Genomic DNA, 26,525 nt, shown 5'->3' on the forward strand with positions numbered 1-26,525 from the left:
TGTAATTACATTAATTAGGCGTTTTCTTCACTGCCTAATAATCTCTTTGCGCCAGATCCTGTCATCCGAATGATTGTGCGATCCGGCTGGCGGAGATCAATTAATTCAATATCTCGGCTTAACAAATCATGATCTTGAATCATGATAGCTAACTTACGCCATGCTTGATGCGGATTTTCTGCAGGTAAACGAACTGATACTTTATTATCAAGATGCAATGTCCAACGACGATCCCCAACCCAGGCTGCGCCAACAACGCGTTTTTGCAGGTCAGGTGTCTGGTCAATGATTCTAAGAAGGTCTAATGTATGCTGGGGGGCATCTTCACCTGTTAGAACTTTTAGATGAGTATATCGTCCAACATCGCCAGTACTAATTTCAGCACCAGATTTATCAACTAATACATACCGATCACCGGATTGCCAAATTGCAACGGGAATACGTTCTGTGAGACGAACAACAATATTATTAGGCAGTTTCCGTTGAACGGATGCTTTTTCAACCCAGCCTAAAGATTCCACACGCTCACGCGCTGCCTCAGGATCAAAGTTAATCAAAGGTTGTCCACGTTCGACGGCAAGCGCATCAAGGATGTCGGCACCAGCGGTTTCTTTACGCCCATGAACGAAAACTTCATCAAGCACGAATCCTGCTTGCATGGAAGCATGTAAACTTGCTTTTTCCGCACGTTCAATGTGGTTTTGGATAATGCCTTGAGACCAAAGATAAGCTGTTCCCCCAGCTGGAAGGCCCAATAAAGCAGCCGCCGTCAGGCCTATAAAGACAGGCTTTTTCCAACTTGGCTGTTTTTTACGGCGCGATGCAGCTTTTTTACGTGGTGTCGTTTTTTTAGCTGCTGCTTTCTTTGTGGGTTTTAGGGATCGCATGCGGCTGCCTCCACCATCCAACTAACCAGTGCAGGGAAATCTGTCCCCATTTCATTGGCTTGTTCCGGGACAAGGGAAAGGGCGGTCATGCCCGGTTGGGTATTTGTTTCCATAACGATCAATTGATCTGTTGCTGGATTATAACGGAAATCAGTACGTGTTACGCCACGACAACCCAATACATTATGTGCTTGAACCGCATGTTCTTTCATTCTGTCAGCAAGTGAACTATCAACTTCAGCTGGGCAAATATGTGTGGTTTTGCCGTCTGTATATTTTGCCTCATAAGAATAAAAGCCTTCATGCGGGCATAATTCTGTAACAGTCAGCGCTTTGCCATCCATCACGGCAACGGTTAGTTCTTTACCATCCACAAATTCTTCAATGAGTGCATCACCAAATGTCCATTCGCTTAGATCAGGCGCAGCTTCATTCTCACCAACGATGTAAACGCCAACACTGGACCCTTCACAGGCTGGTTTAACCACAAAAGGGCGTGGAATTTCGTTTTTACTCTGCCAGTCCCCACTCACAATATGAGCCTCGGGAATTACATTGCCTTTGGCAACGGGAATGCCAACAGACTTAAACAATTCTAATGAAGCTGGTTTGTCCATGGCTGTGGAAGATGCTTTTACGCCAGAATGGGTATATGGCACGTTTAGGATGTTCAGAACGCCTTGAATGTTACCGTCCTCACCATAACGTCCATGTAAAGCATTAAAGACCACATCCGGCTTTACGGCTTCGATTAAATTAATCAATGCAGATAGATTGGGTTGGAGGTCATGATAGGTGACTTGATAACCTGCTTGTTCTAATGCCTCACCACAAGCTTCACCTGATGTTAGGGAGACTTCACGTTCCGCAGACCATCCTCCCATAAGGACAAGGACATGTTTTTTATTTTCAGTCATTTACTCATCCTTTCCTGAGGTGAAAGAAGTTATTTCTTGATCGCCAATTCGTTTGATTTCCCACTGGAGCTCGACATTAGAATGATTCTTCACCAATTGGCGAACTTCTTCTCCAAGATTTTCTAAATCTTTTGCTGTGGCTGTTCCGGTGTTGATCATAAAGTTACAATGTTGATTGGACATTTGTGCACCGCCAATGGTTAGGCCACGTCCACCAGCTTCATCAATAAGCTTCCAGCTGCTATGGCCTTCGGGGTTTTTGAAGGTAGAACCGCCTGTACGGCTTTTGATTGGCTGTGTTTCAGCACGTTTTGTTTGGATATCTTCCATGCGGTCGCGAATTTCTTGCTCTTGACCAGGGCGACCCTCAAATTCCGCTTTTACAAAAATCCAGTCAGACGGAATTATAGATTTACGATAACTGAAACCCATATCCGAAACGCTTAGCTCTTTTAAATCACCTTCTGGCGTAACAGCCCAGGCGTGTTTTAGAATGTCCTTGGTTTCGCCACCATAAGCACCTGCATTCATGCGTAAAGCCCCACCAATTGTGCCTGGAATACCACTAAGGAATTCAAGACCTTCTACATGGGCACGTGCTGCAGTCCTTGCCACATTTAAATCAAGTGCTGCCGCGCCTGCTGTTATCGTGGTGTCTTCTGCCGTAACTTCGGCGAATGCCCCACCAAGGCGAATAACAACACCGCGTACACCGCCGTCGCGAACCAAAAGATTTGAGCCAACACCAAGAACGATTACAGGTATATCTTTAGGTTTATTTCTTAAGAAATCTTGTAAATCTTCAAGATCTGCAGGTTTGTATAATACATCCGCCGGGCCGCCAACTTGAAACCATGTAACACGGGATAGAAGCGCATTCTCACTATAGCGACCCCGAACTTTCGGTAATCGATCTAGTAATGAGTTTTGAGTTTCTAGCGCTTCGCTCATTTTTTATCTTACTTTCCGTTTAATCGTTCATTTAACTGATCGGGTAGGGCATGCGCCCATTGCGTAATGGAACCAGCTCCAAGGCAGACAACTAAGTCGCCTTCTTCTGCTTTATCAGCAATAATACCTGCTAAAGAATCCGGACCTTCCATAGGAACTACGTCACGATGTCCGCGGGTTTTAAGACCCTGAACCATATGAGTTTTATCAGCGCCTTCAATCGGTTGCTCTCCCGCTTCAAAAACATCAGCTACGATCACGCTATCTGCATCGTTGAAGCAGGCGCAGAAATCTTCAAACAAGTCTTTGAGCCTAGAGTAGCGGTGAGGCTGTACCACGGCGATAACGTTACGTTTGGTTGCTGAACGTGCCGCTTTTAATACTGCGGTAATTTCAACTGGATGATGGGCGTAATCATCAATAACTGTGATGCCATTTGTTTCACCCGTTTTAGTGAAGCGACGTTTTACACCACTGAAGGCTGCAAGGCCTTCTTTAACTTTCTCATCCGAGATTTCCATTTCCAAACCAACAGCGATCGCAGCAAGTGAATTTTGAACATTATGTTCTCCATGCATTGGAAGGAAAACGTCTTCGATAATGCGCTCGTCTTGGCCACGTAGTTTAACTTTGACATCAAAGTGCACACCGTCGGTACCGGCTTTCATATTGGTTGCTTGGATATCTGCTTGTGGATTGAAGCCATATGTAATCATGCGACGGTCAGAAACTTTACCTACCAAAGCTTGCACTTCGGGATGGTCAATGCAGACAGTTGCAAATCCATAGAACGGGATATTTTCTACATAGGTTTTGAATGCGGCACGCAAGGTGTCAAAGTCACCATAGAAATCCATATGTTCAGGATCAATATTTGTTACGACGGCGATTGTTGCTGGTAATTTGATAAAAGTGCCATCACTTTCATCGGCCTCAACAACCATCCAATCACCATTGCCTAAGCGTGCATTTGTACCATAAGCGTTAATGATGCCACCATTGATGACTGTGGGGTCACGATCAGCACTATCTAAAACTTGTGAGATGAGCGACGTAGTAGTCGTTTTTCCATGTGTGCCGCCAACAGCAACCGACCATTTAAGACGCATGAGTTCTGCTAGCATCTCGGCGCGGCGTACCACAGGAATTAAGCTTTCACGTGCAGCATTCATTTCCGGGTTATCCGGTTTGATCGCAGTCGATACAACGACAACGGCAGCGCCTTCTACATTTTCCGCTTTATGACCGACAAAAACTTCAATGCCAAGATTACGAAGGCGCGCAACATTTGCATTATCGCTCATATCGGAACCGGAGATTTTGTATCCCAAAGTATGTAATACTTCGGCAATGCCGGACATGCCGATGCCGCCGATACCAACAAAATGAATACGTCCGATATTGAGTGGGATCTGCATCATTCTTGCAATTCCTTTACCTTCTTGGCAGGTCGTTGTTCGCCGCCATTTTTGAGTTGTTCTGAATCAGATTTACCTTCAACCAGATTCATGACCACATCGGCAAGCCTGTGATCAGCTTCCGGCTGTCCAACCTTTTTTGCTGCTTTTGCCGCATGGGTTAACATAACTGGATTTGCAATCAGACTTTGGAGGCGATCAGCTAGCATATCCGCATTAAAATCTTGTTGAGGAATCATCCATGCACCACCCGCATCACATATACGCGCACCATTGGCTGTTTGGTGATCATCAATGGCATGCATATAAGGTACAAGAATGGATGGGCGACCAGCTGCTGCTAGTTCAGAGATTGTGGAGGCGCCAGCGCGACAAATAACCAAATGAGCTTTTTCAAGCTGGTTAGGCATATCGCTGATAAATGATTTTAAAGTAGGGGACATACCGATGCTGGCGTATTTGTTATGTACGTCGTTTAGTTGTTCTTCCCGTACCTGTTGAGTGATGTTGATTTTATGGCGTAATTCTTCTGGTAAAGCTGCGATGGCTGCAGGAATTACGTCCCCAAATATTGCAGCACCCTGACTTCCGCCCACAATCAGGATGTTAATCTTTCCATCGTTGATAGCTTGATAGGGTTTTTCATTTAAAGCTGCCATCTCCGGTCGAACAGGATTACCGGTCCAGCTTGCTTTGGGAATATCGGTATCTTTCATCATTGCTGTTGCCTCAAAGGAGGCTGCAATTTTATCTACGGATGAAGCTAAAAGACGATTAGCACGCCCTAAAACAGCATTTTGTTCATGTATTACGGTTTTAAAACCAAGGCGTGTCGCCGCAACCATCGTCGGGATAGAAGGGTAGCCGCCAAAACCAACAACTGCATCAGGTCTTAATTGTTTTAAGATGCAGCGCGCTTGGAAATAGCCTTTTATCAATTTGATGACGGCTTTTATTTTTCCAAGTTTACCTCTACCGGATACCGCGCTGGCACTTACTGTATGAGTTTCTAAATTGCCAAGAGTACCGCTATAGGCATCCCCGCGACGATCAGTGATCAGTACAAGTTTATAGCCATTTGCTTGTAAACGTTCGGACAAAGCTTGTGCAGGAAAGACATGTCCACCTGTACCACCTGTCGCCAAAACGACGAGCTTTTGGGGGGCTTGGCTCATTTAATGAAGCTCCCATTACTGGATTGATAATTTCCCGGACGGTTTCGGGTAAGGGCAAGAACCATTCCCATACCAATGGCCATCGCAATTAGTGAGGATCCGCCATAAGAAACGAAAGGCAAGGTCATGCCTTTTGTTGGGATCAAGGTCAAGGTCGAACTCATGTTGATCATTGCCTGCAGGCCAAATTGCAATAAAAGACCTGTTACAGCCAAGATAACGAACATATTGTTGCGAGAGAAAATCAAACTAAAGCCACGCAATACGACAAAGCCATACATGAATAAAATCACCAAGCAGGCTATCAAACCATATTCTTCACCGGCAACGGCTAAAATAAAATCAGCATGTCCGTCAGGTAATACATTTTTTGCGGTCCCATTACCCGGGCCCATACCTAAAACACCACCATTGCTAAAGGCTTCCATAGCACGATCCACTTGATAGGTATCACCTGATGCAGGATCAAGAAAACGATCAATCCGGCTTTGAACATGTGGGAAAAAGAAATAAGCAGACGCAATGCCAACAACCATCATAATTAAAAGGCTTAAGACGATAACTAATGGGAGACCAGCCAAAAAGAATTGAACACCCCAAATCGCAGAGACAATGACGGTTTGGCCGAAGTCAGGCTGTGCCATTAAGAGCGCGACCATGAATAAATACAGACCTGATGCCATCCAGAAACCAGGTACTTTTTCACCCATGCGCTGGGCACTAAACATAGTCGCAGCAACTACGGCAAAGGCGGGCTTTAAAAATTCACTCGGTTGTAAATTGATACCTGCGACACGGATCCAACGGGTTGCCCCTTTAATTTCTGAGCCAAAAGCAAGTGTGGCAAACATCATAACAATGGAAAAGAGCAGCAGAATACCAGCCAAACGCTTGATGTTTTTAAGGTCTAGTAGGGAGATTGTCAGCATTAACATCACCGCAGGAACAACCATAACGGCTTGCTTGCGGATAAAGAACATACTGTCTGCGCCAATACGTTCTGCAACGCTAGGACTGGCAGAGGCGGTTAGCACCAAACCAAAGCCTGCTAAAACGATAAAGCAGAACAAAGTCCAACGATCAACTTCCCACCACCAGCGGCCTAAAATTGAGGTATCATTGCGTGCGATATTCATTAGGCTGTCTCCTCAATCAGGATCTGGCGTGATGAAGCTGGTAAAGCTTTAACAATGTCGCAAAAAGCTTCGCCTCTGGTTTCGAAATTTGTGAATTGATCAAAGGAGGCGCATGCGGGACTAAGTAACACTACTGCACCTTTTTCTTGATCCGCTTTTGCTTGTGCAAAAGCTGCTTTGACAGCGTTTTCCATATCACCGGAATTTTCACAATTGAATTTATCTGCAAAAGTATTGTTTAAGTTTTTAGCGGCTTCACCGATGAAATAACCTGTTTGGATTTGACCAAGGTAGGGTTCAAGCAAGTCATATCCGCCATCTTTTTCAACACCACCAGCAATCCAGTAAATCTTCGGATAGCAGGCTAATGCTTTGGCTGTTGCTTCGGCATTAGTAGCTTTGCTGTCATTCACAAAGGCCACATTATCCAAAATTGCAGCCATTTGCTGACGATGAGGCAAACCTGGATAGTTACAGATTGCATCGCAAATGCTTTTTGCATCCAAACCTAAACGGCGACAGATTGCATAGGATACGGCTGCGTTCTGATGATTGTGATTACCCGGTAATGTGGTTGCGACAGAGAGGTCCAATACTTTCTGTGGTTCTTCACCAATCGCATCAAAAAGATTATTGTCTTTGACGTAAATTGCGGTGTTTTCATCTGCATGACTACTAACAGGTAATAATGTTGCATCTTGATTGAAAAGTGATGCCGCTAAACCTTGCATTCGATCGTCATCAACGGCAATGATCGCTGTGTGATCTTTATTTTGCCCGTCAAACAAGCCAAGCTTTGCCTGAACATAGCCATCCATACCGCCGTGACGGTCCAGATGATCTGGTGAGATGTTAAGTAAAACAGCAATGTTAAATGGAAGCGATGGCGTAAGTTCGATTTGGTAGGAAGACATTTCCAATACATAAACACCGTCATTGCCCAAAGGTTCCAAATCAAGAACCGGGATGCCCAAATTGCCACCGATTTGTACCTTTGCACCACATGTTTTCAGGATATGGCCAACCAAAGCGGTGGTCGTAGACTTTCCGTTTGTACCTGTAATACCAATGAAGGTAGCTAAAGGGCAGGCATCTTTCAAAAGGCTAATGTCGCTAATTAAAGGAATATTATTAGCCTTTGCCAATTCTGCCACAGGATGCGGTTGCGGCAGAGTATGTGGGATACCGGGACTCCAGACGCAAACCACGATTTCTTGCCAGAGTGGCGCGTCTGTTAATTTTTTACATGTGGCACCTAAATCTTCAGCTTTTTGGCGCAACTCTTGCTTTTCATCCCAGCAGATCACATTGGCACCGCCGCGGCACAAAGCTGCGACGGCGCTTAGGCCTGAGCGACCCAAGCCCATAACGGCAACAGTTTGACCTGTATATTTGGTAACGGTAATTGCCATGATGAAAAGCTTTCTATCCTTAAGTTCTTTTTCTTAACGTAATTTCAAAGTTGCCAAACCGATCAAGGCCAAGATGGCTGCAATGATCCAGAAGCGAATAACAATTGTAGATTCTTCCCAACCCTTTTTCTCAAAGTGATGATGAAGTGGCGCCATGGCAAAGACACGCTTACCTGTCGTTTTGAAGGAGATGACTTGAACGATTACAGAGACTGTTTCCAAAACAAATAAGCCACCAATAATTGCCAAAACAATCTCATGTTTTGTGACAACACTTAATGCACCTAATGCACCGCCAAGGCTAAGAGAGCCCGTGTCACCCATAAACACCATTGCAGGTGGTGCGTTAAACCATAAGAAACCAAGGCCAGCTCCAAAAATTGCACCACAGAATACGGCTAATTCACCACTTCCTGGAACAGAATGCAGCTGTAGATATTCTGAATAACCAGCGTGACCAACAAAATAGGCAATGAGACCAAAGCAAATTGCAGCGATCATAACTGGCACAATTGCCAAGCCGTCTAGGCCATCCGTAAGATTTACGGAATTTGAGGCACCTACCATCACAAACATTGCAAATGGAATAAAGAACCAGCCAAGATCTAATAGGAAATCTTTTACGAATGGGAAGGCCAGGCCTGTGCTAACACTATCTGCGGTAATGGATTGGTACCAATAAGCTGCTGTTCCGGAAATTAGGATTTGGAATAAAAGCTTTAATTTTCCCGGTAATCCTTTGGAATTCTTCTTTGAAACTTTTAGATAGTCATCGGCAAAACCAATGCCACCAAAACCCATTGTTACAAGCAACACGATCCAGACATAGCCATTACGTAAGTCAGCCCAAAGGATTGTGCTGAAGGACAAGGCGAATAGAATCAAGAAACCACCCATGGAAGGTGTGCCCGCTTTTTTCAAATGTCCTTCGGGTGTGTCTTCACGCACGTTGCTTGCGCCATGTTGTTTTACACGAAGCCAATTGATGATCTTTGGGCCAAAGATAAAGCTGAGGATCAAGGCCGTCATGATGGCGCCCCCGGTCCGGAATGTCAGATACCGGAACAAGTTGAAGATCTGATAATCTTCAGCAAGTGGGAAGAGCAGGTTATACAACATGGCTATGAACCTCTTTTGGTTTCAAATTCATCGCGCCGGTTGGCGTTTTTATTGGTGTTTTATCCTGAGATGCAGCATCAGATAAGGCGATAAAGGCGTCGGCCACTGGCACCATTTTACTGCCAAGCGAACCTTTGATGAGTAGGATGTCGCCATCTTCCAAATCTGAGAGAACTGCGTCGAATAATGTTGAACTGTCTTTTGCATGAAGGCGTTGCATGGATGTTGGCAGAGCTTTGTACATTTCGCCCATCAACGGACCGCAACAATAGACCGCATCAATGTGACGTGATTCCAACTCTTTTGCCAATGCAATATGTAGGGAGGAGCCCGTTTCACCTAATTCCAGCATGTCACCTAAAATTGCAATGCGTTTTCCGTGCTTTATGGGCATGTCTGCCAAGACTTTAAAGGCAGCTTTCATTGCTGGTGGGCTGGCATTGTAGCTTTCGTCAACCAAGATAGCTGTACCGTTGTCTTCAAGCGGGATGATATGTCGTTGGCCGCGACCTTTACTTGGCTTCCAATTTTTAAGGCCGTTTAAGGCTTTGGTGACATCTTCGCCCAGAATATCAACCGCCCCTAAGATACATAGACTGTTAGTTGCCCAGTGATCACCCGGCATTTGGATGGAAAAACTCTCACAGTGTTTTTTATAAAGACATGTTACATCGGTGGAGGTTGTCTTGAATTCTGTATCTATTTGTCGATAAGTTGCATCTTCATGCTTTCCAAAACTTAAAACGTTTTCAAATGCCACGCCTGTATCACGTGCACGTGCACGCAGGTGATGGAATAGCGCGTGTTCACGAGGTAACAGGCAAATACCATCTTCACCTAATCCGTCAAAAATTTCTGCTTTGGCATCTGCAATACCTTGAATTCCATGGAAGAATTCAAGGTGCACTGGTGCAACCGTTGTAATGATTGCTAGGTCTGGTTTTGCGAGCTTCGATAAAGGGCGAATTTCTTCGGCATGGTTCATGCCGATTTCTAGTATGGCAAAATCTGTGTCTGCTGGCATACGGCTCATAGTTAGAGGTAAGCCATATTCGTTGTTTAAATTGCCTTCTGTCGCATGAGTTTTTCCAAGTGCGGAAAAGGCGCAACGTAGACCTTCTTTGGTTCCTGTTTTACCGACGGAACCTGTAATTGCGATAACTTTTGCCTTTGTACGGAAACGTGCGCCGGCGGCTAGATCGTAAAGCGCTTGCGTTGTATCTGTTACAATTAGCAAGGGAAGGGTGCAGTCTTTGAAATCACCGATTTTGCTTTCGGCGATTACAGCGGCTGCCGCACCTTTTTCTTGTGCCATTGAGATGTAATCATGGCCATCATTATTTGGGCCTTGGATCGCAATGAATAGTCCATTTTTTTCGACTTTGCGGCTGTCAATTGAGACACTGTGTGCTTCCCACTGGGCGGTATTTTTCCCAGAAGTAAACGTTTCTGCTTCGCTGGATGTCCATAGTGGGATATTCATAGACTTTCCTCCGCCAGTTTGATCGCTTTTCGCACTTCGTCTGCGTCGTCGAATGGCAATGTTTTATCGCCAACAATTTGTCCTTGTTCATGACCTTTTCCTGCGACAATTAGAATGTCGCCTTGTTTGAGTGATTTGACTGCCATTTGAATTGCGGTTGCACGTCCACCGATTTCTACCACGTCAGGGCATTCAGCTGTAACATCAGCACGGATATCCGCTGGATCTTCGCTACGCGGATTATCGTCGGTAAGAATAGCTATATCTGCATTTTCCAAGCATGCTTTACCCATCAAAGGGCGTTTTTTACGATCACGATCCCCACCACAACCAAAAACAACATGGAGATTGTTTTCTGTATGTGGACGGATTGTATTCAATACTGTTTTAAGAGCATCTGGAGTATGGGCAAAATCTACAAAGATATCGGCTCCATTAAAGGATCCAATCTTTTCCAAACGTCCACGAACGCCTTGTAAATTGGCAAGTAGAGGCGCAACCTTTTTAGCTTCTATACCAGTTGCCATGATCATGCCGAGGGCGCAAAGTGCATTTTCAATTTGGAATTTCCCGGGTAATGGGAAAGCAATCTCAAATCGTTCCCCCATAATGTCTAAAATGAGGTCATACCCTGTTCCGGTGGCTTTTACATCCTGACAACGGATTTGCCCATGGTTGATGCCATAAGCTAAGATCTTAAACCCACGTTCCTGTCCGATATTCTGAATGGCGTCATATTCGGTAGCTGCCGTATTAACAACCGCAGTACCACCTTTTTCCAGCAATTCATCGAATAGACGTAATTTGCTAGCGCGATAAATTTCCATGGAACCATGATAATCGAGGTGATCTTGGCTAAGGTTTGTGAAGGCCGCGACTTTAAAGCTCAACCCGTCAAGACGATACATATCTAATCCGTGGCTGGACGCTTCCATCGCCACATGATTTACGCCTTCCTGTTGCAATTCATGCAACGCTTTATGCAAATCGACTGGATCGGGAGTTGTTAGCCCATATCCACCGTCATGTCCGGGTGCAACAACACCCAAGGTCCCAATGCTTGCAGCTGGCTTATCTAACATCATCCATAATTGACGTGTGAAATCAGCAACGGAGCTTTTACCATTCGTTCCAGTAACCGCAACAGCTGTGGAAGGTTGTGGTTGATAGAATTCTGCAGCTAGTTTTGCCAGTCGGCGGCGTGGGTTGGAATCTGTTATGATCGCAATTTCTTCTGGAAGTTGACTGTCATCTAGATCATGAGGGCCTAAAATAGCAGTGGCACCTTTATCTAAGGCGCTTGGAATGAAATCACGACCATCCAATTGTGTACCTGGGATAGCAGCAAATAAATAACCTGGTTTGATCGCACGACTATCGGCGGTCATGCCTGCCAGATTTAACTTTGAGATGTCGTCCATTCGAACCATTTTCATACTTTCTGTATCTTTAATGTCGCGTTTCTTGCTCTTAAATTAATTTCCTAAGTGTGACTATCCTGTGGCAGCTTGAGGGCAAGTTCACGATTTACTTCTTCTGAAGCTGGATCAATCGGTGTAACGCCAAGAATAGGGGCTGCACGTGTCACAATTTGCTTAATGATAGGGGCGGCAACCCAACCACCTGTGGCATAACCAAAAGTTTTCTTATTTCCCTTTGGCTCATCCAACATCACATAGACCACATATTTCGGGTCATGCATTGGGAAAGCGGCCACATATGAGGAGATGCGTGCACGATCTGCATAGCCACCCGTTGCTTTCACTTTATCTGCTGTACCTGTCTTGCCACCGACAAAATAGCCGATCGCATTTGATTTCTTGCCGGAGCCAGCAATGTTATTCGCGCGCATTAACTTGCGGATTGCTTTGGAACTGCGTGCAGAAATCACACGTGTGCCTTTCGGCTTTGTATCCTGCATGATTAAAGATGGTTGATAATGTGTGCCGCCATTAACCATGGAAGCAACGCCTGCTGCCACATGCATTGGACTAACAGCAATACCATGACCGTAAGAGATGGTTACCATGTTAATCGGGCGCCATGTTTTTGGATATTGAGGACGGCCAACTTCTGGCAATTCAACAGGAGAAGGCGAGAGCATACCGATCTTTTGAAGGAAATCTTTTTGGTAACCCGCCCCAAAAGCTTCTGCCATTTTTGCAGATCCAATATTGGAACTGTAAATAAATACTTCTGGTAAAGACAGTACGCGATTTTTTCCGTGATAATCATTAATGGTAAAGCGCGCAATACGTATTGGCTTAGACGCATCGTAACTGCTGCTCATATTTGCAGTTCCGGATTCCAATGCCATGGCGGAATTGAAGATTTTGAATGTGGAGCCTAACTCATAAACACCCAATGTGGTGCGGTTGAAGTGTGATTCCACAGATGCTTTACCCGGTTGGTTAGGATCGAAATCAGGCAAAGATACCATAGATACGACCTGACCATTATTGGCATCAAGGACGATAGCGCTACCACCAATAGCCTGAAATTCAGCCATTGCTTTTTGGACTTCATCGCGCACGATATGTTGTACACGGCCATCAATGCTTAAACGTAGAGCTTCGCCTTGGGATGTCAGCGTTTCTTCAAAGCTTTTCTCAAGACCGGAAATTCCTTTATTATCTACATTTGTATAACCCAAAACATGGGCCATCAAGTTGCCTTGCGGATAAACGCGACTTTCCTGTGTACGGAACTCTAACCCTGGAATGCCCAAAGCATTGATTTTCTGTTGTTGTGTTGGCGTAATACGACGATCAACCCAAACGAATTTAGCTTTACGGCTCAACATCTTATAGAGTTTTGCCACCGGAATATCCGTCAAAATCTGGCCAAGCTTTTCGGCAGAATCTTGAGGGTCCATAATTTTACGTGGATCAGCAGCCAAAGAGACTGTTTTAACGGTGGTTGCAACTAACATACCCGTACGATCAACAATCGGCGCACGATCAAAGGTAAGATTTTGTGATTGAGAGATATTCCGTGTTTTGGGTTCGCTTACATTGCTTAACGCCATCACGTCAATCATGCGAAAACCAATGCCTGTAAACGCAAGCGCCATTAGGGCGCCTGTAATCATCAGGCGTGTGCGGCCTGTTTCTAATGCTTCTGTTTGTTGTCCTTGCAGGGTCGCCTGACGTTTCAGATCACTCAAAGTCATCCGTTTGACAGGTTTGGTAGTATAACCCAGCTTTTTCCAATGTGACAGAATCATTCAGCACCTCCATTATGAGAAATGGTGGTTGCTTGAGTGGTATTTGTAACTGTATCGCTGGATGGTGTTACTTTTTCATCTTCAATACGGAAGGGCAAAGTTTGAAAAGATACAAATTGGCGCGCCTCAACAGGTTGCATTTGAGGCAATAAGTTTTCCGTCAATTTTTGAAGACGATCTGGGCGGTTGAAATAACTCCATTCCGCTTGCAACATATGAATGTTTTCTTGTTCCTTGATAATCTGACGGTTCAGGTTCACCAATTTATCTTCTAATGCCTCTACTTGAAGAGTGACATAGAAAAGACCTGATGCAGCAATGATAAATCCAATAACCCAGCAAACGATAATGGTCATTCTCATTTGATTTCTCCCCATGCGTCAGCGTCGGTACGGATAGCCGCACGTAGCTTGGAAGAACGTGAGCGCGGATTTTCTTTGATTTCGTCATCTTGCGGAGGTAGGGCACGTTTGGTTAAAACATTAAAGCTTGGTTGTTTTAACTTGCTTTCATCAATAGGTAGATAACGGTTGGTGCCACTACCACTTACCTTATTGCGATCACGTAGAAATTGTTTTACACGGCGGTCTTCAAGACTGTGGAAGGACACAACAACCAGACGACCGTTTGGTGCCAATAATGCTTCTGCAGCTAACAGGGCGCGATCCAATTCACCTAATTCGTCATTCACTTCGATGCGAAGGCCTTGGAAAGTACGTGTGGCAGGGTCGATGCCATCATTTGCTTTACGCACAACGGATCGTACGATATCTGCGAGTTGGAGGGTTGTTTCGATAGGGCTGTCTTGGCGTGCCTTTTCAATGGCACGGGCTACGCGACCTGCATGACGCTCTTCACCATAATCGCTGAAAATGCGCGCCATTTCACGCCATTCCCATGTGTTTACAATATCTGCTGCTGTTGGCCCTGTATCACCCATACGCATATCAAGTGGACCATCTTCACGGAAAGAAAAACCGCGCTCCGCTACGTCTAGCTGCGGGGAAGATACTCCTAAATCCAACACGATACCGTCTAGCTGTTTAATTCCTTTTTCCGCAAGCAAGTCTTGCATGTCGCCAAAACAGCCAAGTAACATTTTTAAGCGACCATCAAATTCTTTAACGATCGGCTCTGCACGTTTATGGGCAGTCGGATCACGGTCCACCGCATAAAGTGTGCAATCAGCGGTTTCTAGAATTGCGCGACTGTAACCGCCCGCTCCAAACGTACCATCCAGATATACCTCACCTGCTTTAGGCTCCATATATTGAACCACTTCACGCAACATCACAGGGTAATGAACTTGTTGTACAGACATTAGCGGTCCCCTCTTGGTTTTAGCTTGAGGGTCATGCCTTTTGCACGTTGTTTCTTAATTGGCGCACGTTCGGCGTAATTATCTGGATGCCAGATTTGAAAGCGTTGGAACATACCAACGAATGTCGCGCGCCCTTCAATCTCCGCATAATCGCGAAATTCAGCAGGAAGAACAAAACGACCCGTGCTGTCGAAGGAAACACGACGGGCTTCTGAGGCGATATATGTCAAACCGTCTTCTTCTTCAGAAAACATATCTGCTTGTTCTTCGATGCTTTCTTCCACGCGCTGCATGAAACGATCGTCACAAGCTTCTAGACAGTCAAGATTAGGGGAGGGGAAGACATAAAAGCTGACCTCATCTTGGCGTTTCAGAACGTCACGGAAATCTGCCGGTAAGGAGGCACGCCCCTTATCGTCTACTTTCCCTTCAAATGTCCCTGTAAAACGGGCCATTACACTCTTCCCAGTTCTGTTTAGCCAATTCCTTGTTGGAAGTCATAGGACTTCTACCCATATATCATGGGAATATAATCAATATCATGGGAATCTATGGGATGTCAATGGGAAAGCTAGGATTTCTGCGGGTTTCAGATATATATGTTTTAAGGAAAAATATATCTATATGTTGTGTTTTTGATGGTGATTTTGTCTGTATATAGTGTTTTTGGGGTGGTTGTGTAAGTTTGCCCATAACTTCCCATGAATTTTTCAATGGGAAGGCGTGGGAAGTCGTGATTGAAGGAGGATAGGAATTTAATCAGATGGAAAATGGACATAAAAAAACACCCTCAACTTGTGAGCTGAGGGTGTTTTAAAAATCGAATATTTTAAGATTTAGCCGGGTTCAACATCATATCCGCGTTGCGCCCAACCAAGAATGCCTTCTTCCATATGGACGACATTCTCGTATCCTACCTGAAGGAAAAGGCCGAAATAATCTGTGGTACGTTTCCCGCTGCGACAATGGAATATCGCTGTTTTTCCTTCCGCTGGTGGAAAAGTGCTGTCAGCGAAACGGGTGAGGGGTGCATGTATGGCACCGGGTATTTTCCCTGCTGCCCATTCTTCGTCTTCGCGTACATCAATCAGAAAACCACGGCCTTCATCAATAAGAATTTTGGCTTCTTCTGGATTAATTCCAATCACTTCAACGTCGATACTCATATTCTTAAATCCTGTTCAATTTTTATAAGGCAAATTTATAGCTCTGAAAGAGCGTTACTAATATCTTGAATGAGATCGTCTGCGTTTTCCAGTCCAATGGAAATGCGTACCATACCATCAGTAATACCCATACCTGCGCGTTCCTCATCACTTAGGCGTTGATGTGTTGTCGTAGTTGGATGCGTTGCCAGGCTTTTTGAATCTCCAAGGTTGTTGGAGATCGAGATAATTTGAAGGGCGTTTAGGAATTTAAAAGCTTCCTTTTTGCCGCCTTTCAAATCCAAAGTGACAACACTACCGCCATGCCCCATTTGGGATTGAGCGAGCGCTTTTTGCGGGTGGCTGTCCAACAAAGGATAAAGAACGCGATTTAGTTTCTCATGACCTTCTAGTGTTTCGGATACTTTGAGGGCAGAACCGCTCATCCGTTCAACACGTAATGGCAACGTTTCCAGGCCTTTAAGGAGTAACCATGCGTTAAACGGGCTGATACATGGGCCAGTATGGCGAATAAATGGTGTTACTTTTTCTTTCAAGAACTCTTCGGTGCCTAAAATTGCACCACCTAAGCAACGGCCTTGTCCATCGATATGCTTGGTTGCGGAATAAACAACCACATCCGCACCTAGCTCCAACGGTTTTTGGTTGCCAGGTGTGGCAAAGACATTATCAACAATGACAATTGCGCCTGCCTTATGGGCAAGTTCTGAAACTTTAGGAAGATCGATTACTTCCAGTGTTGGATTGGATGGTGTTTCAAGGAATACGACTTTGGCTGGTTTGCTTAAAGCTTCTTCCCATTGGCTAAGATCCGTACCATCAACAAAATCTGTATGAACACCACCGCGTGGTAAAAGCTCAGATAGAATAAACTGACAAGAACCGAACAAGGCTTTGGAGGCCACAATGCGATCGCCTTGTTGTACGGAGGCAATCAAGGCGTTGTATACGGCAGACATGCCACTTGCTGTGGCGAAGCAACCTTCAGCGCCTTCAAGTTTTGCAAGGCGACTTTGGAAAGTGGCAACAGTTGGATTAGCATATCGGCTGTAAACGAAACGGGTGCCATCGGACTTGAAGGCATGTTCTGCTTCTTCTGCTGATTCATAGACATACCCGGATGTCATAACGATGGATTCAGCTGTCTCCATAAATTGAGAGCGATTAATGCCTTCGTGAATAAGAGCTGTTTCCGGGTGCCATTCGTATGAATCTGCCATTGGTTTAATCCTGAATTATTTTGTATCAAATATGGATCGTACAATATAAAGAACATGCGTTCTGTCAATCGAATTTTATGTTGCGATATGCTTTTTTTTGTGCTTTATATCGAACGTCAAAAAGATAGAGGCATCATATCAGATGCAAAAAATCAGGAAAGTCCCTATGTCTGAAGAAAATGAAATTCCGAAAATTGGCCGTAAAGTCTTACGTTTACGTCAAGCTTATAAAATGAGTTTGGATGATCTTGCTAATAAATCCGGTGTTTCTAAATCTGTTCTCTCCCAAATTGAACGAGATCAAAATAACCCGACACTGTCTACGATTCATCGTATTTGTGTTGCTTTAAATGTCACTGTTGAAGAATTGCTTCGTAAAGAGGCGAGCCCACGTGTTTTTGATGTAGTTGCTGATAATGCAACCCCTGTTATTCACAGTGAGGACGGTAAATGCTCTTTACGCATTTTAGGACCTATTCATACAGTGAACTGGTTGCAATGGTATCACGTAACTGTAGAACCTGGGGGGCGTTTGTTTTCCGAAGCCCATGATCTTGGAACATTGGAAAACGTGACTGTGTTGGATGGATGCCTAAAGATTGAAACAGGCGAAGATTCCCATCTGGTTTATGCTGGTGAAACCATCAGATATCCGGCGGATAAAGATCATGTTGTTATTAATGATAGTGATATTGTTGCGACTGGATTGATGGTTGTTGTATTAGGGCGGCCAATGTAGCCCATTAATTTGTTTTGAAAGAAGCTTTGATACCTTGTTGTTTCGTCGCTTTCTTGCAAATCTTGTCCCAATCACTGTAATATATCCACAATATATATTCAGACGTTATTCCAAATGAGCAGGGGATTCTCATGGAAGTAAAAGAAAAGCTGGCCGATCAAGCCTATCGGAAGCTTGAAGAAATGATTGTGACACTCAAATTACGTCCTGGTAGTATTTTGAGTGAACCGGATTTATGTGACCGATTAGAGATCGGCCGCACGCCTGTGCGTGAAGCTTTGCAAAGATTATCAACTGATCGCTTGATTTCAATTCAACCGCGTAGGGCCATGATCGTAAGTGAGGTAAGTGCGTCTGAGATGTTACGTGTTTTAGAAGTACGTAGGCCGCTTGAATTGTTAATCGGTGAGTTGGCTGCCAATCGGGCCGATGAACAAGAACGTGCTGCCTTGGAGAGAGTCGCGGCTGAAATTGCTAAAGCAGCCGAAGATCATGATGTAGATGAATTTATGCGTGCAGATAAGCGTTTTGATATAATTCTAGGAGAAGCCTCTAGAAACCATTATGCATTTAAATCATGCATGCCACTTCAAAGTATGAGCCGTCGTTTCTGGTATTATTATCAAGGACAATCAGAATTAAATACATCTGCAGAAATGCATCGTGCAATGATGTTGGCGATTGCGTCTGGGCAAGTCGATAAAGTGAGAAATACCATAACCGAGTTTATGGACTATCTTGAAACTGCAGTTCGCAAAGTTCTTTAAAAAAAGCCGCTCATATGAGCGGCTTTTTTCTTAGTTTGATTGTCGAATATTCCCAAGGAAGTTTTCAACATTATCGTTAAGGGCTTGGCTTTCCTCATCAACCTGACCGACACCATCCAATACTTGTTGCATTGAATTACTTACATTGCTCAGGTCTTGCGTAATTTCCTGAACGCGATTGGCGATCTCGGAACAATGTTCTGCGCTTTGTGTTACGGTTCCGTTTATTTCATGTGTGGCAGAGCCTTGCTCTTCAACCGCGGTTGTGATTTCAGCAGAGATTGCATCGATCTGTTTGATAACATGGTCAAAGCCTTCTGCAGTTGCTGCAGCGCCTTTCACCTCAACTTGAATATTAGCAATCAATGTGTTGATTTCTTCTGTAGCGCTTGTGGTTTGGTTCGCAAGAGACTTCACCTCATTTGCAACCACAGCAAAGCCTTTGCCTGCTTCGCCTGCACGTGCGGCCTCAATGGTTGCATTCAATGCCAATAAATTTGTTTGTTCAGCGATAGAGCTGATGAGTTCTGTCACTTCTTCAATCTTCTTGGAAGCTCCTTCCAATCGACCTACATTACCATTCATCTCTTCGGCACGTTTAACAGCTTCCTGAGAAACAGTAGCATTTCGTTCAACTTGGTGGCCGATTGCAGATACCGATGCGGATAATTCTTCTACGGCGCTAGCAACTGATGCAATATCATTTGCCATCACATTGGTCGCTTGGTTGACTTCATTTGCTTCATCTTGAGTGCGTGCAGAAAGTTTTTGCATCTCAACTGCGCGTCCACGCATGTCGCCAACATTGCTGGAAAGAACAGAAATACTTTGTCCCACAGAAGAATCAAAATCATCAGCCATTCTCAAGGCAGCTTGACGTTTTTCTTCTTCATTACGTTGTTTTTCCGTCTCTTGTGCAGATTTCAAATTTTCTGCCTCGCGAGACACATTGCGTAATACAGCTAAGGCATGCCCCATTTTTGCTAACTCATCATTGCCTTCACGATAAATGCTGGCATTTAAATCGCCTTCAGCCAGCTTCTGCATAGACTCTAGAAGCATATGAATACGGTTAATAATGCTGCGACCTACATATAACCAGCCAATAGCAATCGCGATGATCAATGAAATTACTGCAATCACAATAAGGGTAGTTAAGGTTGTCGCGGCGAGTGCATCAGCATTTTTTGCAGCCGTTTCAGTATTAGTTTCTACATCTTCGACAAAGGATTGAACTTTTAGTGACAGGTTTTCTGCAATCATATTATTTGCAGCCAGAATCTCTTGTGCTTCACTCAGGGTCGCGAGTTCTGCTTTTCTAATCGTATATACTTGGGTTGTTTCGTCACCTCTAACACCCATAGTCAATAGTTCTTTAAAAATTTCCTGAAGTTTTGGTGCTTCCTCAATTCCTTCAATTACTGATAACGGGGTTGCCATAACAGATAGATTTTGGGCGAAGACGTTTTCCAATTCAGCAAGTAGTTCTGGATTAGTGGTTTGTGCACTTTCCGCAATCACGCCAATAAGGAACTGGCCTGTTGAACGAAATTCAAATATCGATCTTTGTGTATTTAAGATTTTGAGGCCTGCAGCTTCTTGATCGGAAACAGAAACATCTGCTTCTTCACCGGCTTTAACTTGTTCCGCAACATCGTCTAGGGCTTCTTTCCAATCATCAACCAAATCAAAATATTGAATGCGTAAAGGAAGTAGGAAAGGATTGGTATCTGTGTCGATACTTGTGCGCAATTTAGCAAGTTTCTCTGTAATCGTATCCACATGACCTTGAAGAGTGTGCCTTGTGCCAACAAGTTCAGCTAGTTTTTGGATGTTTGGTTCAAATACCGCTAAATCCTCTGCAATGCTTTGAAGTGTTTCATTGTCTGGATTGTTTTCCAATAGTTGATCTAAAAGATCTTGAGCTTCATCAACTGTTGCTTGGATTTGTGCGAGGCTTGCTTCTTTTTCTTCTAGGTTAGTTGCTGTATTTAATTGTGGTGTTGCGGCCGCTAAAGAAGTAGTCGCATTAGATAAATTCAGCGCCTGTGTGATAGCAGGTACATTTGTCTTGATTAAATCATTTTGTGCGTCAGTTAGATTATTAATACTAACCCAGCTTACAGCGCTAATAACGATAGTTAAGCCAGCTACTAATGAAAATGCAGCAATTAGTCGCTTTCCAATTCCAAATTTGGAGAATGCTGTTTCAACCCCATCGTTGAATTCTTTATTACCCATAACCCGTTCCCTTGAGGAGCCTTGAAGTTAACAAGTGCTCAATAATGTATACTTTATTAGATTCAGGTATAAGTTTTTGACGTCTTATGTCAAGTTGATGACGCAAAAATAATGTTTAAAGTTTACGAATTTTTAATTTCGCCTCGTTTTGCAGCTCTTACATTAATCATATTCCCGCATAAGGTTACAAAAGCACCTATAAATAACCAAACGTCAACGGATTCATTATAAACCAGATAACCAACAGCGGTGACGAGTGGAAGGCGCATGAAATCCATTGGAACGACAACGGTCGCATCAGCATGTCTAAAAGCATGTGCGAGGCAGTAGTGAGCAGAAAGAGCTGTGCTCCCGAGAATGACCAGCCAGAACCACGTGTATAATGAAGGCCAAACCCAGTTATCCAAAGCTGGAAAGAAACTGATGGGAAGCTGAATAGCAATCATGTAAAAAATAATGCAAAGAGGACTATCATATGCGGTCAAATGTTTAGTCATGGAATGGGCGATGGCATAACCAATGGCACTGATCAAAACAGCGAGGGACGCATAATTTATAATCTCCGCACCCGGTTTAATTATGATTAGAATACCTGCGAAACCAAGTGTGATAGCAATGATTTTAGAAGGGGTTAGTTTTTCTCCAAGAAACATAACAGCCATAACAGCAATCCAGATTGGTGTCGTAAATTCAATCGCAAATACTTCTGCCAAGGGAATAACAGCAATACCAAAGAACCAACCATATTGCCCTACATAATGGGCAAGATTACGGAATATATGTAGTTTTAACTTTGTGGTGCGAATTTGCTCCCACCCAAAATAACTGAGAAGAGCAGAGACAATGATAAAACCCACAATGCTTCGAAAAAACAGAATCTGGAAGGTATTTAATTCTGTTGCTGCTTCACGACCACCAACAGCCATTATCATGAAAGAAATCAAGGCTCCGGCTGTCCATAATGCTGCAATATAGACATTTTGATTTTGAGGCATGGGATTTTCTTTCATTTTAACTTTTTTAGGTATCGATTTTTCGCATAGTATAGAACTGAAGTTAATCGATTTTTCGACGAAAGAATTGTGACGAAACTACACAAAAATCTACTTTACCAATACTAATATATCAGTAATATATCAAAATATATTTTAAATAAAGTTAAATGCTGATGAAGGATAGAAAATGGCAAGACATGTTTTCGAATGTATTGACGGCCACACTTGCGGAAATCCTGTTCGTGTAGTGAAAACAGGTGGCCCAGATCTTCAAGGGAATACGATGTCAGAACGTCGTCAGCATTTTCTGGCCGAATATGATTGGATCCGTACAGGATTAATGTTTGAACCGCGCGGTCATGATATGATGTCAGGTTCAATCCTTTATCCACCTTGTCGTGAAGATTGCGATGTCGGCATTCTATTTATTGAAACAAGTGGTTGTTTACCCATGTGTGGTCACGGTACGATTGGTACGGTGACGATTGCGTTAGAGCATGGATTAGTCACACCAAAGGAACCTGGTGTATTACGATTGGATACACCGGCGGGTCTGGTTATTGCCGATTATGACATGAATGAAGACGGATTGGTTGAATGGGTGCGTATTCGAAATGTGGCAAGTTTCCTGCATTCCGAAGGTTTGGACATTGAATGCCCTGAACTAGGCCCTTTGAAAGTTGATGTTTCTTATGGCGGGAATTTTTACGCTATTGTTGGACCTCAAGACAACTTTAGGGATATGGCTGATTACTCAGGCGGAGATTTGATCCGTATGAGTTTGAAATTGCGTAATTTACTTAACGAGAAATATGAGTTTGTTCATCCAGAAAACCCGACAATTAAGGGGCTTTCTCATATGCAATGGACCGGTGCTCCGACCCGGCCGGAATCACATGCTCGAAATGCTGTTTTTTATGGCGATAAAGCAATTGATCGTTCCCCATGTGGGACTGGTACATCGGCGCGAATGGCACAAAGATATGCGCAAGGCATGTTAAATGTTGGTGATGAATTTGTGCATGAAAGCATTATTGGCAGCATGTTTGTTGGTCGCGTGGAAGATACTGCAATGGTTGGTGATTATAAGGCAATCATCCCATCTATTCGAGGTTGGGCGCGTGTGCATGGCTTAAACACAATCTATATAGATGATCGTGACCCTTATGCGCATGGGTTTCAGGTTGTGTAATCTCCAATAAGTTTTCTATTAAAAATTTGATCAAATTTGATATAATATCCATCTGATAAGTATTGATTATCAGGATACCGTGATATAGTTTCCGGGCTTCTGTCGATACCAGAGAATTAAGGATATTTGAGAATGCGCTGCCTTGTAGGCTCCCTTCAGGATTTAGAAAATGAAGGGCATAAAAAATTATACGCCTATTGGGATGAAAAGCGCGGGGAGCGTAAAGCACCCACGCGCAAGGATATTGATCCAATCGAATTGCGTGACCTATTGCCGCATATGTTTATGTTTGACGTTATGCGTAATCCCATAGATTTTAAAATGCGCCTGCATGGCACTCATCTTGTTGATGTGATGGGACGTGATAATACAGGTGATTATTTTAGCAAAATGTATCGTGGAACGGAAGCCGATGAACTCTGGGATATCTATTGCGAAGTTGCCAATGATTTTTCTGTAATTTATTCCAAACAATCTGCGTCTTGGATGTCAAAAGATTTTGTTCATTATGAACGCCTTCTGTTACCTTTATCCGAAGATGGTAATGAAGTGAATATTCTTTTGGGGTTGTCTTATTTTATCGCTGCCTAAAACTTATAAACGCTTCTTGATTTTTGCAGTTGCTTGATGGGACATGGGGTCATCAGGCCAAGGATGTTTTGGGTATTTACCTTTCATTTCAGCTTTTACCGCATGGTAGCTATCAGACCAAAAACTGACTAAATTTTGCGTGACCTGTAGAGGTCGTTGCGCTGGGCTTAACAAATGCAATGTGAGAGGAAGTTTACCATTCCCAACCACAGGTGTTTCAGTGGCGCCAAACATTTCCTGTAACTTCACCGCAAGGATAGGGGCTTCCATATTTTCATAATCAATACGAATGCGTGAACCACTTGGTACTTGCCAATGACTTGGAATGAATTTGTCCAACTCTTGTTGTTGTGACCAATCCAGTAAGCTCACCAGAATCGTCTTTAAATCCAAAGGCGCTAAATCTTCTAGTTTTCTTACAGAATTTAATAAAGGAGACAAATAAGGAGATAACCATTCTTCTAGCGAAGAAAGAAGTGTTTGATCACTTACATCAGGCCAGTTCTGTTGATCAAGGAAATGCGCGCAGCGCATGCGCGCGTGTAAGCTTTTACTTTCTTTATCCCATGGTAAAACTCGTAAGCCCAAATCTCTGATGCCAACATAAATAGCTGCCTCTATTTGATCATTCGGCAGATCATTGCTTGCTTCATCTGACAGAATTAACTTGCCAAGGCGTGTTTGTTTGCGAGCCATGATGGATCGCGTTCTTTTATCCCAGGTGGCAAAAGATCCTTCTTCCAAGCTATCTCCGTAGAACTCTTTTAAGCTTTCAGGGTTAATCGGGGCAGCCATACGGATTTTACTATCGCGCCCGTCGCCAGATAAATCCGCAATGCATAAACAAATACTACCATGCAGCTTATCAGTTTCTTCAAGGCTTGCTCCGCGTCCATTCGCCATCTGGTATCGAGTGCCTTTTGATTTACGCAGTAACGCAATACGGTCAGGATAGGCAAGTGATATCAGCAAGCCAATCTGGCTATCGAAGTCTTCAATTAGAACAGAGGATTTAGTTTTTGTATGCTTTGAAATTCTTGTGAGCCAATATTTGGATAAAGCTTTGATGCGTTTGGATTTTGGGTTATTCGATAAAGCCTTAACCCTATCTATCAAACTCGTGTTTTGACGATCGTTTAAGAAATCTCTTTCACTTAAAATAGCGGCTAGATCACATGCTTCTTTTCCCAATCCATATTGGTTTGCAATTAAGATCATATGACCAAGACGGGGATGCATTGGCATACGGGCAACTTGTTTACCATGTTTCGTAATCCGTAAATCTTGATCTAAAATCCCAAGATTGACCAAAAGGTCTCTAGCTTGTTGAAGTAACGCTTTGTTGGGAATGTCGAGCCATTTCAGTTCCGTTGGCTCTTTTATGCCCCAATTTGCTAGATCAATTGCGAGGTCACTTAAATCCGTTTCGAGAATTTCCGGTGCATCAAAACTTTCCATGCTGCCTTCGGCTCTTTGATCCCAAAGACGATAGCAAACACCAGCTTCTACACGGCCCGCGCGACCTTGACGTTGCGTTGCGGAGGCTATTGAAATTTGTTTGGTTTCAAGGCGTGTTAGACCATTATTGGGATTATATTTGGCGATACGTCTATAACCACTATCAATAACGACACGAATACCGTTAATCGTTAAGCTTGTTTCTGCGATATTGGTAGATAATACAATCTTTCGTTGGTCGGCTGATGTCGGGCGGATTGCTTTATCTTGTTCAGCAAGTGGCATGGCGCCAAATAAAGGGGCAATAAAGCAATTTTGAGGCAATTTTAATTGTTTTAATTCTGCTTCAACTTTTCGAATTTCACCTTCTCCGGGAAGGAAGGTAAGAATACTGCCTGTTTCCTCTTTTAACGCTTGCTTGATTGCATTGACAGTTGCTGAAACGATATCAGTTTGTCCCCATCGATTGGTTTCTGGTTTACCAAGATATTTGGTTTCGACAGGAAAGGCGCGACCTTCACTTGTTATAATCGGGGCATCGTCTAATAAAGTAGAGATGCTTTCGCCATCCAAAGTTGCAGACATAACAATGATTTTTAAATCATCGTGCAAGCCTTCCTGACAGTCGATGGAAAGGGCTAGTCCCAAATCAGCCTGTAAGCTTCTTTCGTGAAATTCATCAAAGATAATTGCAGAAACACCAGTCAATTCAGGGTCACTTTGAAGGCGTCGTGTCAGAATACCCTCTGTCAGAATTTCCAAACGCGTTCCGTCCCCGACGCAATTGTCCATCTGAACACGATAGCCAACAGTTTCTCCAACTTTTTCTCCTAATATGCTCGCCATATGTCGTGCGGCGCTTTTTGCCGCTAACCGACGAGGTTCCAACATCAGGATTTTCCCACCTTTAGCCCATTCTTCTTTTAATAAGGTAAGTGGAATCGTAGTGGTTTTACCTGCACCCGGCGGGGCTTGTACCACTATGCGGTTCGTATCTTTCAGAGATGAAAGGAGTTCTGGTAAAACATCGTTGATTGGAAGGTTTGAGGCAATATCATTCATGGCGCGCAGTTTATAAGTCTCTGTTTAGAAATAAAACCCAAAATATTGT

23 protein-coding genes are annotated in these 26,525 nt (G+C 43.7%); 4 read left to right on the forward strand and 19 right to left on the reverse strand.

The features are described 5' to 3' along the window. Positions 1-14 precede the first annotated feature (14 nt). From ACOQOA_RS16985 to metZ, 16 genes are all read right to left on the reverse strand, one after another. Positions 15-887 (reverse strand): cell division protein FtsQ/DivIB, encoded by an 873-nt coding sequence (locus ACOQOA_RS16985; RefSeq protein ID WP_420549786.1) that lies wholly within the window; start codon positions 885-887, stop codon positions 15-17. Further along, entirely contained in the window at positions 875-1,804 is a 930-nt protein-coding gene (locus ACOQOA_RS16990) for a D-alanine--D-alanine ligase (protein ID WP_420549787.1), read from the reverse strand. The genes ACOQOA_RS16985 and ACOQOA_RS16990 overlap by 13 nt, the downstream gene beginning before the upstream one ends. Then, positions 1,805-2,755, reverse strand: coding sequence for a UDP-N-acetylmuramate dehydrogenase (murB, locus tag ACOQOA_RS16995; protein ID WP_420549788.1), 951 nt, complete (start codon positions 2,753-2,755; stop codon positions 1,805-1,807). A gap of 8 nt (positions 2,756-2,763) precedes the next feature. After that, positions 2,764-4,176 carry a UDP-N-acetylmuramate--L-alanine ligase gene (gene murC / locus ACOQOA_RS17000; protein WP_420549789.1) on the reverse strand — a complete coding sequence of 471 codons (1,413 nt, stop codon included), beginning with the start codon at positions 4,174-4,176 and terminating at the stop codon, positions 2,764-2,766. After that, positions 4,173-5,348 carry an undecaprenyldiphospho-muramoylpentapeptide beta-N-acetylglucosaminyltransferase gene (gene murG, locus ACOQOA_RS17005; RefSeq protein WP_420549790.1) on the reverse strand — a complete coding sequence of 392 codons (1,176 nt, stop codon included), beginning with the start codon at positions 5,346-5,348 and terminating at the stop codon, positions 4,173-4,175. Before murG ends, murC begins: the two co-directional genes overlap by 4 nt. Beyond that, entirely contained in the window at positions 5,345-6,484 is a 1,140-nt protein-coding gene (locus tag ACOQOA_RS17010; protein ID WP_155156007.1) for an FtsW/RodA/SpoVE family cell cycle protein, read from the reverse strand. Before ACOQOA_RS17010 ends, murG begins: the two co-directional genes overlap by 4 nt. Next, positions 6,484-7,896, reverse strand: a complete 1,413-nt coding sequence (murD, locus tag ACOQOA_RS17015) for a UDP-N-acetylmuramoyl-L-alanine--D-glutamate ligase (protein WP_420549791.1) — start codon at positions 7,894-7,896, stop codon at positions 6,484-6,486. Before murD ends, ACOQOA_RS17010 begins: the two co-directional genes overlap by 1 nt. A 33-nt stretch (positions 7,897-7,929) precedes the next feature. Then, a complete protein-coding gene (mraY, locus tag ACOQOA_RS17020; protein ID WP_420549792.1) occupies positions 7,930-9,015 on the reverse strand; it encodes a phospho-N-acetylmuramoyl-pentapeptide-transferase in 1,086 nt (361 codons plus the stop codon). Beyond that, the gene (locus ACOQOA_RS17025; RefSeq protein WP_420549793.1) at positions 9,005-10,498 is read right to left on the reverse strand and encodes a UDP-N-acetylmuramoyl-tripeptide--D-alanyl-D-alanine ligase; all 1,494 of its coding nucleotides are present in this window, start codon (positions 10,496-10,498) and stop codon (positions 9,005-9,007) included. Before ACOQOA_RS17025 ends, mraY begins: the two co-directional genes overlap by 11 nt. Further along, on the reverse strand, positions 10,495-11,934 hold the full coding sequence (locus ACOQOA_RS17030) for a UDP-N-acetylmuramoyl-L-alanyl-D-glutamate--2,6-diaminopimelate ligase (protein ID WP_420549794.1): 1,440 nt from the start codon (positions 11,932-11,934) through the stop codon (positions 10,495-10,497). The genes ACOQOA_RS17025 and ACOQOA_RS17030 overlap by 4 nt, the downstream gene beginning before the upstream one ends. 47 nt (positions 11,935-11,981) lie before the next feature. After that, the gene (locus tag ACOQOA_RS17035; protein WP_420549795.1) at positions 11,982-13,724 is read right to left on the reverse strand and encodes a peptidoglycan D,D-transpeptidase FtsI family protein; all 1,743 of its coding nucleotides are present in this window, start codon (positions 13,722-13,724) and stop codon (positions 11,982-11,984) included. Further along, positions 13,721-14,086 (reverse strand): cell division protein FtsL, encoded by a 366-nt coding sequence (gene ftsL, locus ACOQOA_RS17040; RefSeq protein WP_420549796.1) that lies wholly within the window; start codon positions 14,084-14,086, stop codon positions 13,721-13,723. The genes ACOQOA_RS17035 and ftsL overlap by 4 nt, the downstream gene beginning before the upstream one ends. Continuing rightward, on the reverse strand, positions 14,083-15,045 hold the full coding sequence (gene rsmH / locus ACOQOA_RS17045) for a 16S rRNA (cytosine(1402)-N(4))-methyltransferase RsmH (protein ID WP_420549797.1): 963 nt from the start codon (positions 15,043-15,045) through the stop codon (positions 14,083-14,085). Before rsmH ends, ftsL begins: the two co-directional genes overlap by 4 nt. Beyond that, entirely contained in the window at positions 15,045-15,500 is a 456-nt protein-coding gene (locus tag ACOQOA_RS17050; RefSeq protein WP_420549798.1) for a division/cell wall cluster transcriptional repressor MraZ, read from the reverse strand. The genes rsmH and ACOQOA_RS17050 overlap by 1 nt, the downstream gene beginning before the upstream one ends. Before the next feature lie 381 nt (positions 15,501-15,881). After that, positions 15,882-16,211, reverse strand: a complete 330-nt coding sequence (locus ACOQOA_RS17055) for a rhodanese-like domain-containing protein (protein ID WP_420549799.1) — start codon at positions 16,209-16,211, stop codon at positions 15,882-15,884. Between the two features lie 35 nt (positions 16,212-16,246). Then, positions 16,247-17,431, reverse strand: a complete 1,185-nt coding sequence (gene metZ, locus ACOQOA_RS17060; RefSeq protein WP_420549800.1) for an O-succinylhomoserine sulfhydrylase — start codon at positions 17,429-17,431, stop codon at positions 16,247-16,249. 166 nt (positions 17,432-17,597) lie between these two features. Between metZ and ACOQOA_RS17065 the strand changes: the two genes are divergently transcribed. Further along, the gene (locus tag ACOQOA_RS17065) at positions 17,598-18,170 is read left to right on the forward strand and encodes a helix-turn-helix domain-containing protein (protein ID WP_420549801.1); all 573 of its coding nucleotides are present in this window, start codon (positions 17,598-17,600) and stop codon (positions 18,168-18,170) included. 131 nt (positions 18,171-18,301) lie between these two features. After that, positions 18,302-18,937, forward strand: a complete 636-nt coding sequence (locus ACOQOA_RS17070) for a GntR family transcriptional regulator (protein ID WP_420549802.1) — start codon at positions 18,302-18,304, stop codon at positions 18,935-18,937. A gap of 30 nt (positions 18,938-18,967) precedes the next feature. Here ACOQOA_RS17070 and ACOQOA_RS17075 read toward each other — a convergent pair whose 3' ends face one another. Together ACOQOA_RS17075 and ACOQOA_RS17080 are read right to left on the reverse strand one after the other, a co-directional pair. Then, entirely contained in the window at positions 18,968-21,178 is a 2,211-nt protein-coding gene (locus ACOQOA_RS17075) for a methyl-accepting chemotaxis protein (protein ID WP_420549803.1), read from the reverse strand. A 122-nt stretch (positions 21,179-21,300) separates the two neighbouring features. After that, positions 21,301-22,173 (reverse strand): DMT family transporter, encoded by an 873-nt coding sequence (locus tag ACOQOA_RS17080; RefSeq protein ID WP_420549804.1) that lies wholly within the window; start codon positions 22,171-22,173, stop codon positions 21,301-21,303. A 187-nt stretch (positions 22,174-22,360) separates the two neighbouring features. Between ACOQOA_RS17080 and ACOQOA_RS17085 the strand changes: the two genes are divergently transcribed. Together ACOQOA_RS17085 and ACOQOA_RS17090 are read left to right on the forward strand one after the other, a co-directional pair. After that, positions 22,361-23,365 carry a 4-hydroxyproline epimerase gene (locus ACOQOA_RS17085; RefSeq protein WP_420549805.1) on the forward strand — a complete coding sequence of 335 codons (1,005 nt, stop codon included), beginning with the start codon at positions 22,361-22,363 and terminating at the stop codon, positions 23,363-23,365. 132 nt (positions 23,366-23,497) lie between these two features. Then, complete coding sequence (locus ACOQOA_RS17090) at positions 23,498-23,956, forward strand: PAS domain-containing protein (RefSeq protein ID WP_420549806.1); 459 nt, start codon at positions 23,498-23,500, stop codon at positions 23,954-23,956. A 3-nt stretch (positions 23,957-23,959) separates the two neighbouring features. On the opposite strand, the gene hrpB is transcribed toward ACOQOA_RS17090, so the two are convergent. Then, a complete protein-coding gene (gene hrpB, locus ACOQOA_RS17095) occupies positions 23,960-26,476 on the reverse strand; it encodes an ATP-dependent helicase HrpB (protein ID WP_420549807.1) in 2,517 nt (838 codons plus the stop codon). Positions 26,477-26,525 lie beyond the last annotated feature (49 nt).

This window comes from Curvivirga sp. (assembly GCF_965219885.1).
Taxonomy (GTDB): domain Bacteria; phylum Pseudomonadota; class Alphaproteobacteria; order UBA8366; family Aestuariispiraceae; genus Curvivirga.